The organism is Vibrio sp. V42_P2S4T144 (assembly GCF_009904715.1).
Classification (GTDB): Bacteria; Pseudomonadota; Gammaproteobacteria; order Enterobacterales; family Vibrionaceae; genus Vibrio; species Vibrio alginolyticus.
Genome location: NZ_WXWS01000033.1, coordinates 1 through 12,720 on the forward strand (window position 1 = coordinate 1; position 12,720 = coordinate 12,720).

Genomic DNA, 12,720 nt, shown 5'->3' on the forward strand with positions numbered 1-12,720 from the left:
TGACAATTTGTGGAGAGATGGCTGAGTGGTTGAAAGCACCGGTCTTGAAAACCGGCATACGTTAATAGCGTATCTAGGGTTCAAATCCCTATCTCTCCGCCACTATTAAGAAGCCTCGCTAGAAATAGCGAGGCTTTTTTCATTTCCGCACATCTTTATTACTCTATCTGTGCTTGCCAAAAATCAATTCCATATGCGATCTACTTTTCGACAAAGTAATATTGGTATCGGTCTTGGTTGTGACGTTTTGATTTTTGCTAAGAAGTGCAGTTGCCTCTAAAGCTGTTCATCCTCATCACTGCATGCTGTCCCGATAAGGTTGTTGGAGATGCTTTGTTAAGGTGTTGAACCATCTATTGCCTTATCGTTCTCTTAAAGCACTACCATTGCTTCTCTAGCCCCTTTTACTGGATAGACCGAACAAATAAGCATACTCAAATAGCCACTGTTTCACTGATGTATCTTTTTGTTTTACTCAGTCTAGCGACGCGTGTGCTCTATTGCCTAAATCTAGCTACGTCTTAAAACCATACATCAACAGGCTAAAGTTACGTATTCCTGCATCTTTTAAAATTGTTTTGGATTCTGCTGGAATGACAGGATCAGAGTAGTCAAAAGAGAAGAGGAAAGTGAAACGATAGTGAGTTGCTAGGAAGTTGAGAACTACTTGGGAGCCAATGAATTGGATAAACATATTGATGACTAAGGACTGAAGGGTTAATAGCAGGCAATAAAAAAGCCGACAGGTAAGCTGTCGGCTTGGTTAGGTCATCTTAAGTTAGTCATTCTGTACGAGCGTGAGAGCTTTACGAGAGACTTCGTGAGCAGCTTTGGTTAGATTTTGCTTCTCTAGTGTGTCTGCTAGGAATGCATAGTCAGAGACGTCAGAGCGAAGCTTTAAGGCGATCTCAAAGTGATCCTGGGCTTCTTGCCACTTCTCTTGACAGAAATAGAAGTGCGCTAATGCGCTATGGGCAGCGGCGTTATCCGGTTCTTTCTTCACTACGCCCTCTAAGAAGACCACGACAGGGTGGGTATCTGGCAGATTTAGATCTGGCAGTAGTTGATAAAGCTCTGGGGCAGGTTGTTTTTTTAATGCTTCTTTTAGCACGGTAAAGGCTTCTGCATCAGCTTTTCGAGTGATGAGTTCTCGAGCAAAACAGGCAACGAGGTGTGTGTCTTGTTTAACTTTACGTGAGAGACTATTCCAATGAGAGATAAGCCCTTCGCTACCTTGTTGTTGCGCTACTTCATGGAGTAAGCCGCACTGCGCCTTTTGAATCAGCTCTGCATGTTCTTCTTCCGTGATGAGTTTTGCTTTGGTTAGTTGTGGCAAGAGGTCAATAAGAGGTTGCCACAACTTTAGCTGCATGTACGTTGTTTTCAGCAAGTTCAATACAATAGAGTTACTCGCATACTGACTTTTTAACGATTGCAAGGTATCGAAAGCGGACTCGAACTCGTTGTCGCGGATAAATTGTTTCGCTCGAGTCAGTTCTACTGCGAGATGGGCGTTCTCTTGTTGGCTCGCTAGCTCTAGATAGTGATCTCGTTTTGCTTTATCACCTTGGCCTTGTGCGGCTTCAGACGCAACCAAGTAGCAAAGCAGCGGCATATCGTGATGATTTGCCCAGCGAGTTACTTTCTTCTCAGCACCTTTCCAGTCACCTTCTAGAAGTTTAATAATGCCTTCATTGGTGTATCGGCGGGAATGGCGCATTTTGCGAACACTGAAGTAGTTCCATGTTGTAGAACTAGCATAAACTAACTTCTTAATCAGGTACTCAAGCAGAAAAAGACCTGCGAGTGCAGCGATAACGAAAACCACTAATGTCGTTACGCTCATCTCGATCGTTTTCTCGGCAATGGAGATGAGTACATAGCCTTGCTGACCAGAAAACTGGGTGCCAACAAATAGTCCTGCGCCTAGTACAACAAATAGGAAAATAAGACGAAACATTACTTATCCTCCATGCCAGTCATCGTTGTGACTTCACGACGTAGGCGTTCACGGATGACATCTGATAGTTGAGACTGACTTTGCAGTTTTGTTGGGTATTCCACTTGAATATTTTGCTGACTTAGCAGGTTAACCGTTTTGTTGAACTCTTTAACGGAATTATCGTCTTGGTTGAAGAAAGCTAATGCCCATTTGTCGGCTGTTTTTAGAGATGTGGTGTAAATTTCACCTTGTTCTTGGTACACCGCTTTTATTGCCGTTTCCAATTTGGCTTTGATGTTTTCTTTCAGGTAAAAGTGTTGCTCAGGAGAAAGCAGTGGAATGACGTTACCATCGCGCGTGCGGAAGGTAATGAAGTTTTCTGAAAAGTCCTTCAAAGAGGTCATTAAGTTATCTTGCCAGTTTGCGATATCTTCAGATACTTCAGTGTTTTCTACGGCTTCAGCTTCAGGTAGCAGTGCATTGGCGAGAGGGAGCTTGTCTACTTGCTGTTGCAGGGCAGTTAAGCGTAGTACCAATCCATCACGGTCAATTAGCGGGATAGTGCGAAGTTTGGTGATATCGTTCGCCATTGCTTTACGTAGTTTGACGAGACTAGGGTCATTCAGCGCTGCAATGCGTTGGTCTGCACTTTCCATCAGTTGAGTTGCGCTTTCTACGTCATGCTCTAAGAACAGTTTACGGCCGGCTAATTTGACGAGGTAATCGGCTTCCGCTAATAGCCAGTCGTTTGGTCGACGACCTTTCACATCGGCAACGGCGAGCTGTAAGCTTTCAATGCTCTTCTGTTGCTGTCCCAGTACCACTTCCGCTTTGTGTGTCACGGTCGTTGCTTTCTCGATGGTTTCTTCTTGTACCCGGCTGAGCTCTTGCTTCATGGAGGCTTGAGAGCTTTCTAGCTGACTTTTTAGTTGGGCGATCTGCGCTTGGTAATCGGCTTGCTGTTGATGCAGCTTGTACGCGAGGCCACCGCCAAAAATAATCGATAAGATGATAGCGACCGTGCCTAGTTTGACACCGCGTTTGCCTTGTTTTTCTTCAAACTCGATTTTGGTTGGTTCTGCTGTTTTTGGGGGCTCGGCCGCTTGTGGTTGCTCTTTTTTAAGGTCCGCATCCTGCTGCGATGTGGTTTTTTCGACTAGCGGTGCCGATGAGGTTTCTTCGGAAAGGTTTTTATCGTTATTTTTTTGGTCGTTATTTTTACTTGTCATGCCTATATCCTGTGTAGCTAGGGCTGGAGAGCCGCCAGTAATTCTTGGTTAGATGCGCTTCCCGTGCATCTCACGCGAGTGAACCCCCTTTGAATTGCGATGTCAGCGATACGCTGACTGGGGATATACAACTCTTGTTGATTAAGCCAAGTCAATTGCTCCGACGTCAATTGGCTGCACAAATAATCCAGTTGTTCACCACTGGTGACAATAATCTGGTTAATTTGTAGGTTTTTCCATAGTGAGATACAGCTTACTGGATCGAATGGGATGAATTCTCTCTTGTAAGTCTCACTATAGTGAACTTTTGCGCCACGCCTCACCAATGCATCTTTGATCAGCTCTCTTCCGCCGTTACCACGAAGGATAAGAACTTGTTGTTGTGCCACATTGTTGAGCTCTGGCAGTCGCAATAAGTGTTCACTATCACTGACTTGGGGATAGTGTACTTTCTGTTGGGTACATTTGCTTAAATAGTGTGCTGTTTTTTGACCAACGGCAAGGTAAATAGCTTGTTTCGGCCATGACATCCCGTTGCTGGCTAAGATTTGCTGTGCACATTGCACTGCATGTCGACTAACAGCGATAACAATTTGAGCTTGATGTAGATGTTTAGAGAGGTGCGTGTCCGTGAGATCGGCGACAATGTCGATCAGAGGATGGTGATATGCGGAAATGCCGTGCCTTTCGAGCAGAGAGCAAAGCGCGCTGCCTTGCTCTCCCGGCCGAGTGACCAACACTGCCATGGTTATTCGTGATCTGCGTACAGCTTAGTTAGGATTTCACGAGCGCCGTTATCTAGCAGCTCATTGGCTAGCTGCACTCCTAATGCTTCGCCGTCTTTACGATGGCCACGAATTTCACCACGCACAATTTCGCTGCCATCTGGTTCGCCAACTAATGCGCGTAGCCAAATGTTGTCGCCGTCTAGCAGGGCATAGCTGCCGATAGGTACCTGACAGCCGCCTTCTAGCGTAAGGTTCATTGCGCGCTCACACAAAACGCGGTCTACGGTGTCTTGGTGGTTAAGTGGCTCAAGCAGCTTAAGCAGTCTTTCATCGTCAAGGCGGCACTCAATACCGACAGCACCTTGCCCTACCGCTGGTAGTGATTGCTCTGGTTCGATAAAGCTACGAATGCGCTCTTCAAGCTTCAATCGTTTGAGGCCAGCCGCAGCAAGAATGATTGCATCATACTCACCCGCATCTAACTTACCAAGGCGAGTGCCCACATTACCGCGAAGCTCTTTGATGATGATGTCCGGACGATATTCTTTCAGTTGGCATTGACGGCGCAAACTGCAAGTACCAACCACGGCACCTTGAGGGAGCTCATCAATGTGGCTATAGGTATTAGAGACGAAGGCATCACGAGGATCTTCACGCTCACAAATGGTCACGAGGCCAAGGCCTTCTGGGAAATCGACGGGTACGTCTTTCATTGAGTGAACGGCGAGGTCTGCACGTCCTTCTAGCATCGCGATTTCAAGCTCTTTTACGAACAAGCCTTTGCCGCCAACTTTTGCTAGTGGTGTATCTAAAATCACGTCACCTTTGGTCACCATGGTTACTAACTCGACTTCCAAGCCAGGGTGAGCGGCTTGAAGGGCGTCTTTAACAAAGTAAGCTTGCCATAAAGCAAGAGGGCTTTTTCGAGTTGCAATGCGAATCGGTGTGGATTGTGTCATGATCTTCTCAATGCTGTTTGGATTTGGGTTTATCCTACCATTGTCATCAAGAAATGCTTACTGTTAGTTCGTTATCTCTGAAGGCTATGAATGGAATTACATGACGTTATGAAAATAGTGTGACTGGATTCTCAATTAGACTAAGGACTATTATTAGTAATAGGTAATAAGAGCGACACTACCGCGCGATTAATTTTGTGACTAAAGTATGGTTTTGTATCCAGAGTGATACGCGGGCGTGAAGCTTTACCCGCACCAATAAAAGTGTTAAATTGATCACGTTTTTAAGCCATTTTGGTTTAAAACGTCAGCAGATTTTCGTGATTGTTCAACCAAGGAATTCCCCTTGCAGGCTTACACCCAAAAAATCATCCAGCGACTAGATAATTTGAATCAGCAGCGAGTTGATCGCGCGCTGGCGCTTATGGATTCGCAAAGCCAGCAAGTCTTCCATTTGATTCCTGCCTTGTTGAACTACAACCATCCTGTAATTCCTGGCTATTATGATGCCGATGTCCCGTTTGGTGTGCATGGGCTTGAACTAAATAGCATTCAGCAACAATTCATAGATGATATTCAACTTGCCATTGGTCAGCCGCTCAAGACGGTAGAAAAGCCCGCTATATTGGGTTTGTACACCATGGGCAGTACCTCCTCGATTGGTCAAAGTACTTCCAGTGATTTGGATATTTGGGTGTGTATTTCACCAGAGATGGATTGTGACGAACGCGAGTTATTGACCAATAAATGCCTACTCATCACGGATTGGGCACAAAGCAAAGGCGTGGAAGCGAACTTTTTCTTAATGGATAAAGAGCGCTTTAGAAGCAATCATTCTGAGGAGATGACAGGTGATAACTGTGGTTCATCTCAGCACTTACTTTTGCTAGATGAATTCTATCGTAGTGCGGTGCGTATTGCCGGACAGCGTTTGTTATGGCAAATCGTGCCGCCAGAAATGGAAGAGTGTTACGACGAGTACGTTTCTCAACTGTGCAGTGATGGTTACATCGACTGTAGTGAATGGATCGACTTTGGTAAATTGAACTGCATTCCTGCTGAAGAATACTTCGGCTCGAACTTGTGGCAGTTATACAAAAGCATCGATTCTCCCTACAAATCGGTATTAAAAGCCATCTTGCTAGAAGCTTACTCGTGGGAATACCCGCATACTCAATTGTTAAGCATCGACACTAAACGTCGTTTCTTTGCCCATGAGCCTGATCTCTATGGCATGGATGCGTACTACTTAATGTTGGAAAAAGTAACCCGTTACTTAGAGCGAATTCAAGACGATACACGTTTGGATTTAGTGCGTCGCTGTTTCTATCTCAAAACCCATGAAAAACTATCTCGTGAGCCGAATGTTGGCTCAGTAGCTTGGCGTCGTGAAGCGCTGAGCGATATGATTGCAAAATGGAATTGGGACGCCAGTGTCGTTGCAGAGCTCGATGACCGCCGTAATTGGAAGGTTGAACAAGTAAAGGTGGTACATCATGCATTGCTGGATGCGTTGATGCAAAGCTACCGTAACTTGATTCAATTTGCGCGTCGTAACGACATCACTTCTGCTATCAGTCCGCAAGACATCAGTATTTTGGCCCGTAAACTTTACGCGGCTTTTGAAGTATTGCCGGGCAAAGTAACGTTACTAAACCCACAGATTTCACCTGATCTGCACGAGCCTGACTTGAGCTTTATCGAAGTGAAAAAAGGGGGAGTGAACAAGTCTGGTTGGTACCTCTATAAACAACCACTTATTGCGCACCGCATTTTGGGGCAACCATATCTAGAGCATCATGAATACTTGAGTAAGTTGGTTGCTTGGGCATTCTTCAATGGCTTGATCACTGAATCGACTCGTTTACATGCCGTGGTACGTGAAGCGCAGCTAGATATTGATAAGTTTTACCAAATGGTGAGTGACTTACGAAATACTTTTGCGTTGCGTAAGCGTCGTCCATCTATGCAGGCGCTAGCGAGTCCTTGTGAAATAAGCCAGCTTGCGATGTTCATCAACTTTGAAAATGATCCGACGTCTGAACTTTCTGGTCGTTCGTTGAAAGTGGATGTTAAGAACACCGATATTTTTAGCTTTGGTCCAGAACATAAAAATTTAGTCGGCAGTGTTGACCTTGTTTACCGTAATTCTTGGCATGAAGTGCGTACGCTGCATTTCAAAGGGGAAACGGCGATGCTGGATGCACTGAAAACCATTTTGGGCAAAATGCACCAAGATGCGTTGCCACCAGAATCAGTGGATGTGTTCTGCTATGCGAAGAACATGCGTGGTGTGATGCGCAATATGGTTTACCAGCTTTTAGCTGAATGTATCGACTTACGCTTGAAACCAGTAGAGCAAGAGAAACGTCGCCGCTTTAAAGCGATGCGTCTTGGTAACCAGACTTATGGGTTGTTCTTTGAACGTCGTGGTGTGTCGGTGCAGAAGCTAGAAAATTCCATCGATTTCTACCGCAGCATTTCCACTAACAAACTCAAAGGCTCGCCGCTGTTAATGCTCGATCGTGAGCAAGAATATCAAATGCCTGAAGCGGTGGATGGGTTTGCCAGTGAAGGTCTAGTGCAGTTCTTCTTTGAAGATAACGAAGATGGCTTCAATATTTATGTGTTGGATGAGTCAAATCAAGTGGAAGTGTACCACCAATTTAGTGGCTCCAAAGATGAAATGATTTCGTCTGTAAACAGTTTCTACACGTCGGTAAAAGACGATAGTCGCGTCGCGTCGAAGTTTATTAACTTTAACCTGCCTCAGTACTATCAAATTATTCACCCTGAAGAGGGGAATGCGTATATCATTCCTTACCGTAATGACGGTTGTTCACCGAGTCGCCCGACCAAAACTGTGAACGCGTAATTAAACCCGTATCAATAAACAAAAAGAGCACTTCGGTGCTCTTTTTGTTTTGGTGACGATTGACCAGAATTATGCCCAATCAATGGCTTCGCCCGCGTGCTTTTCACATTCTTGCTTCACCATTTCAAATAGCTCCATACCCGTTTTTGAGCAGGTCCATTTACCTTCAATAAGTTTGAAGTGGAAACCACCAGATTTGGACGCTAGCCAGATCTCATGCATCGGCTCTTGGCGATTAATGATGATTTGGCTGCGGTCTTCAAATTCCAATGTCATTACGTTGCCAGTGACTTCGTAATCAATGTCTGCGCCTGAATCATCGATGGATTCTTCGATGATTTGCATCTGCGCATCCACCAGTTGATGAAATTCAGTATCGTTCATCCGTCTATCCTATTGCTTTTCCTGAGTGTGGTGCGATTATAGGGGGCATTGATTCAATAATCACGATATGCGAAATGAAAAAATTAGTTACTGTGTTGTTTGTGATGGTTGCCGCGACCTTAGCGGGGTGTGGTCAGTCTGGCTCACTATACATTCCAGATGACACTCAACAGAATGAGCAATCACAATAAATAACCGCACCTTAGGGTGAAATTAGGGTTCAGCAGTCGAATAAAATAAGGGAAGCGAATTTTGGATTACTTCAACTATCAGGATGATGGCCAGCTTTGGGCCGAAGACGTCCCACTTCAAGCTCTTGCAGAGCAATATGGCACTCCTCTTTACGTATATTCTCGAGCCACGCTAGAGCGCCATTGGAAGGCGTTTGATAGTGCTGTGGGTCAGCATCCTCACCTGGTTTGCTACGCGGTGAAAGCCAACTCAAACTTAGGCGTATTGAACACGCTAGCGCGTTTGGGATCGGGTTTTGACATCGTGTCGGGTGGTGAACTTGAGCGTGTGATTGCCGCAGGCGGTGATCCGAAAAAAGTCGTTTTCTCTGGTGTTGGTAAAACACCGGCAGAGATGAAGCGCGCTCTTGAGCTAGGTATCAAATGTTTCAACGTTGAATCTGAGCCAGAGCTAGAACGTTTGAACAAGGTTGCGGGTGAGCTTGGTGTGATTGCGCCAATTTCTCTGCGTATCAATCCAGATGTCGACGCGAAAACACACCCTTACATTTCGACTGGTCTTCGCGACAATAAATTCGGCATTGCGTTTGATCGTGCGCCAGATGTTTATAAATTCGCGCAAAGCCTGCCGAACTTGAATGTGCAAGGCATCGACTGCCACATTGGTTCTCAGCTGACCAATATAGACCCATTTATCGACGCGACAGACCGTTTATTGGCCCTGATTGATGATTTAAAAGCACAAGGCATTAACATTCGTCACCTTGATGTCGGCGGCGGTTTGGGTGTGGTCTATCGTGATGAATTACCACCTCAGCCTTCTGATTACGCCAAAGCGTTACTAGGCCGTCTTGAAAATCACCAAGACTTGGAGCTGATCTTTGAGCCAGGCCGTGCAATTGCTGCGAACGCAGGTATATTGCTAACGCGTGTTGAGTTTTTAAAACATACTGAGCATAAAAACTTTGCGATTATCGACGCTGCAATGAACGACTTGATGCGTCCTGCGCTATACCAAGCATGGCAAGATATTGTGCCAGTTTCACCGCGAAAGGGTGAAGCTCAGACTTACGACTTGGTTGGTCCTATTTGTGAAACCGGCGACTTCTTGGGTAAAGATCGCGCACTCGTTTTGCAAGAAGGTGATCTACTCGCGGTTCGTTCAGCAGGTGCCTATGGTTTTGTGATGTCTTCGAACTACAATACTCGTACCCGAGCGGCAGAAGTGATGGTGGACGGTAAACAAAGCCACTTAGTTCGCCAGCGTGAGGAGCTGACCAGTTTGTGGCAGCTGGAACAGATTCTACCGGAGTAAGACACAACAAATGCATTTCCACTTTTCCAAAATGCACGGTTTGGGCAACGACTTCATGGTCGTCGACTGTATTACCCAGAACGTGTTTTTCTCGCAAGACCTGATCCGCCGCTTGGCGGATCGTCATACTGGCGTTGGTTTTGACCAATTGCTTGTGGTAGAGGCCCCTTACGACCCTGAAACCGACTTCCATTATCGGATTTTTAATGCCGATGGTAGTGAAGTTGAACAGTGTGGTAACGGTGCACGCTGTTTTGCCCGCTTTGTTCGCTTGAAGGGGCTGACCAATAAATACAGCATCAGCGTGAGCACCAAGAAAGGAAAGATGATTCTCAACATCGAAGATGATGGGGAAGTGACGGTCAACATGGGCGTGCCAGAGTTTGAACCGAACAAAATTCCTTTCAAAGCGAAGCAAAAAGAGAAAACTTACATCATGCGAGCAGGCGACAATACCTTGTTTTGTGGTGCTGTGAGCATGGGTAACCCGCACGTAGTGACCGTGGTCGACGATGTGGATACGGCAGAAGTGGAAACTCTCGGTCCGCTGCTTGAGTCGCATGAGCGTTTCCCAGAGCGCGTCAACGCTGGCTTTATGCAGGTGATGAGTCGTGACCATATTCGTCTTCGAGTTTATGAGCGAGGCGCAGGAGAGACACAAGCTTGTGGTAGTGGTGCATGCGCGGCAGTCGCGGTTGGGATTCTGCAGGGCTTGTTGGATGAAAACGTTAAGGTTTCTCTACCTGGTGGTGAATTGCGAATTGCATGGCAAGGTCCTGGCAAGCCGTTGTTTATGACCGGACCTACAACGCATGTATTTGATGGTCAATTATCTTGCTAGTTGAAGAAAAAGGAAACGGTTTGTCTCAAGTAGAAGCAGATGCCTTAACGGCTGAAGTAGTGGCCGAGTACCTCAAAGATCATCCAGACTTTTTTGTGCAACGTCCGGAGCTTGTGGATCGTTTATCTTTCCCACACTCAGACTTAGGCGCGGTATCTTTGGTACACATCCAAATGAATCGCCAACGTCAGCGCATTGAAGAGTTAGAGGAAGAGATCACTACACTAATGTCGCTTGCGGCGAACAATGATCGCACCTTTTACGAATTTATGGATTTGCAGGGGCAGATTCTAAAGTGTGGTGACTTTAAACAAGTCATTCATTCTATCGAAGATAAAGCCAAAGCATTGGGCTTACGTGCGTTTGTTCGATTGTTTAGTCAATGCGACGCATCGATTCAATTGAGTAAGGAAAGTTATCAACGCTTTGCGACCACTCACTTAAATGGCAAAGATGCGTACTTAGGACGTCTTCGCAAAGTAGATCGTGAAGCTTTGTTTGGCAACATGGAAGTGCCGGAAATGGGTTCCTATGTGGTACTGCCGCTCGTGAAACAGCAAACACTGGGCGTGCTTGCTTTTTCTAGTGAAGATGGCGGCCATTTTCAGCCAGATATGGATACCTTGTTTTTGCGTCACCTATCATTAGTAGTGGCACATCTCGCTCAAACACTGGTATGGCAAAGTTACGATGACGACAACTCCCAACACTCCTCTGCCAAATAGTCTGCAAAAGCCTCTTGAGCGCTTCTATGAATTCTTACGAAGCGAAAAGGGGCTTAGCCTACATACTCAGCGCAATTACAAACAGCAGCTAGAAACAATGGCGCAGCACTTAGCTGAAATGGGACTCAAAGATTGGTCTCAAGTGGATGCTGGTTGGGTGCGCCAATTAGCAGGTAAGGGCATGCGAGAAGGCATGAAAGCCAGCAGTTTGGCAACGCGCCTCTCATCGCTGCGTAGCTTTTTCGATTTCCTTATTCTGCGTGGCGAGATGTCGGCTAACCCAGCCAAAGGGGTTTCAGCACCTCGCAAAAAACGCCCGTTGCCCAAAAACCTCGATGTTGACGAAGTGAGCCAATTACTTGAAGTCAACGAGGACGACCCGCTGGCTGTGCGCGATCGCGCCATGATGGAGCTGATGTATGGCGCCGGCTTACGTTTGGCTGAACTGGTGGGTGTGGATGTATGTGACGTACAACTGCGTAGTGGTGAGCTTCGTGTTATTGGTAAAGGCGATAAAGAACGTAAAGTGCCGTTCTCTGGGATGGCAACCGAGTGGGTCGGGAAGTGGTTACGCGTTCGTGGCGATTTAGCCGCTCCAGGTGAGCCCGCCTTGTTTGTATCTAAGCTTGGAACGCGTATTTCGCATCGTAGCGTGCAAAAGCGCATGGCTGAATGGGGGCAGAAACAGTCTGTCGCAAGCCATATTAGTCCGCATAAATTGCGTCACTCATTTGCGACACATATGCTCGAATCAAGCAATAACTTACGTGCGGTGCAGGAGCTTTTAGGGCACGAGAACATTTCGACGACCCAAATCTACACGCACTTGGATTTCCAACATTTGGCGCAAGCCTACGACCAAGCCCACCCACGCGCACGTAAAAAGAACGGGGAGTGAGCCGAAGTATGAAATTTTATCGCCGTATCGAGCCTATTAAGGCAATGACCTTTGACCTAGATGATACCCTCTATGATAACTATCCTGTGATCGTTCGCATGGAGCGTGAGTTGCTATCTTGGCTCAAGCACCATCATCCAGCGGTTGCTCATATGAACAAAGCGGATTGGTTTGCTCTCAAGCAGTGTGTTGTGCAGCAACAACCCGAGCTGAAGAGCGATGTCACTTTATGGCGTTTAGTGCAACTTCAGCAAGCCTTCTCCCAAGTAGGCTACGACGAAGACGCAGCACATGCCGCCGCGAAAGCCGCAGTAGACGTTGCGTTGGACTGGCGTAACCGTTTTGAAGTGCCGCAGCAAAGCCTCGATGTATTGGAGGAACTCGCGCAGCACATCCCGTTGGTGGCAATCACCAACGGTAATGTGGATTTAGACCGCATCGGTCTTACGCCTTATTTCCAACAGGTACTTAAAGCAGGACCAGATGGATTGGCGAAACCCGCAACCGATATGTTTACTAAAGCGAAGCGATTCTTGGATATCCCTGCGGAGAATATTCTGCATGTCGGTGATCACCTAACCACAGATGTGCATGGTGCAAAGTTGGCTGGTTTTGCAGCCTGTTGGTTTAATG

The 12,720-nt window shown here is 46.4% G+C and carries 12 protein-coding genes and 1 tRNA gene; 8 read left to right on the plus strand and 5 right to left on the minus strand.

Features of this window, described 5'->3' with window-relative positions:
* The first annotated feature begins 11 nt into the window (after positions 1-11).
* Positions 12-102 (plus strand) — tRNA-Ser (locus CAG68_RS00960).
* A 676-nt stretch (positions 103-778) separates the two neighbouring features.
* Here the strand turns inward: CAG68_RS00960 and CAG68_RS00965 are convergent.
* Genes CAG68_RS00965 through hemC form a run of 4 tightly spaced genes read right to left on the minus strand, consistent with a single transcriptional unit; the run spans position 779 to position 4,858 of the window.
* Positions 779-1,960, minus strand: coding sequence for a heme biosynthesis protein HemY (locus tag CAG68_RS00965; protein ID WP_054577265.1), 1,182 nt, complete (start codon positions 1,958-1,960; stop codon positions 779-781).
* Entirely contained in the window at positions 1,960-3,171 is a 1,212-nt protein-coding gene (locus tag CAG68_RS00970; RefSeq protein WP_054577266.1) for a uroporphyrinogen-III C-methyltransferase, read from the minus strand. The genes CAG68_RS00965 and CAG68_RS00970 overlap by 1 nt, the downstream gene beginning before the upstream one ends.
* 17 nt (positions 3,172-3,188) lie before the next feature.
* Complete coding sequence (locus tag CAG68_RS00975) at positions 3,189-3,917, minus strand: uroporphyrinogen-III synthase (RefSeq protein ID WP_053350816.1); 729 nt, start codon at positions 3,915-3,917, stop codon at positions 3,189-3,191.
* Positions 3,918-3,919: 2 nt separating this feature from the next.
* Positions 3,920-4,858, minus strand: a complete 939-nt coding sequence (gene hemC / locus CAG68_RS00980; RefSeq protein ID WP_005383388.1) for a hydroxymethylbilane synthase — start codon at positions 4,856-4,858, stop codon at positions 3,920-3,922.
* Positions 4,859-5,204: 346 nt separating this feature from the next.
* On the opposite strand from hemC, the gene CAG68_RS00985 reads away from it, so the two are divergent.
* Entirely contained in the window at positions 5,205-7,733 is a 2,529-nt protein-coding gene (locus tag CAG68_RS00985; protein ID WP_053350817.1) for a class I adenylate cyclase, read from the plus strand.
* A 69-nt stretch (positions 7,734-7,802) separates the two neighbouring features.
* Here the strand turns inward: CAG68_RS00985 and cyaY are convergent, their stop codons facing one another.
* Positions 7,803-8,117, minus strand: a complete 315-nt coding sequence (gene cyaY / locus CAG68_RS00990) for an iron donor protein CyaY (protein ID WP_005383391.1) — start codon at positions 8,115-8,117, stop codon at positions 7,803-7,805.
* A gap of 74 nt (positions 8,118-8,191) precedes the next feature.
* Between cyaY and lptM the strand changes: the two genes are divergently transcribed.
* The 6 genes from lptM to yigB form a co-directional block, all read left to right on the plus strand.
* Positions 8,192-8,308, plus strand: a complete 117-nt coding sequence (gene lptM, locus CAG68_RS22535) for an LPS translocon maturation chaperone LptM (protein WP_005378746.1) — start codon at positions 8,192-8,194, stop codon at positions 8,306-8,308.
* Between the two features lie 61 nt (positions 8,309-8,369).
* The gene (gene lysA / locus CAG68_RS01000) at positions 8,370-9,623 is read left to right on the plus strand and encodes a diaminopimelate decarboxylase (protein WP_005378745.1); all 1,254 of its coding nucleotides are present in this window, start codon (positions 8,370-8,372) and stop codon (positions 9,621-9,623) included.
* A 10-nt stretch (positions 9,624-9,633) separates the two neighbouring features.
* Positions 9,634-10,464 (plus strand): diaminopimelate epimerase, encoded by an 831-nt coding sequence (dapF, locus tag CAG68_RS01005; RefSeq protein ID WP_005378744.1) that lies wholly within the window; start codon positions 9,634-9,636, stop codon positions 10,462-10,464.
* On the plus strand, positions 10,458-11,189 hold the full coding sequence (locus CAG68_RS01010) for a DUF484 family protein (RefSeq protein WP_017636089.1): 732 nt from the start codon (positions 10,458-10,460) through the stop codon (positions 11,187-11,189). Before dapF ends, CAG68_RS01010 begins: the two co-directional genes overlap by 7 nt.
* Positions 11,155-12,087 carry a tyrosine recombinase XerC gene (gene xerC, locus CAG68_RS01015; protein ID WP_161440689.1) on the plus strand — a complete coding sequence of 311 codons (933 nt, stop codon included), beginning with the start codon at positions 11,155-11,157 and terminating at the stop codon, positions 12,085-12,087. Before CAG68_RS01010 ends, xerC begins: the two co-directional genes overlap by 35 nt.
* A gap of 8 nt (positions 12,088-12,095) precedes the next feature.
* The coding region (gene yigB, locus CAG68_RS01020; RefSeq protein ID WP_161440690.1) for a 5-amino-6-(5-phospho-D-ribitylamino)uracil phosphatase YigB at positions 12,096-12,720 on the plus strand (625 nt) is incomplete at its 3' end.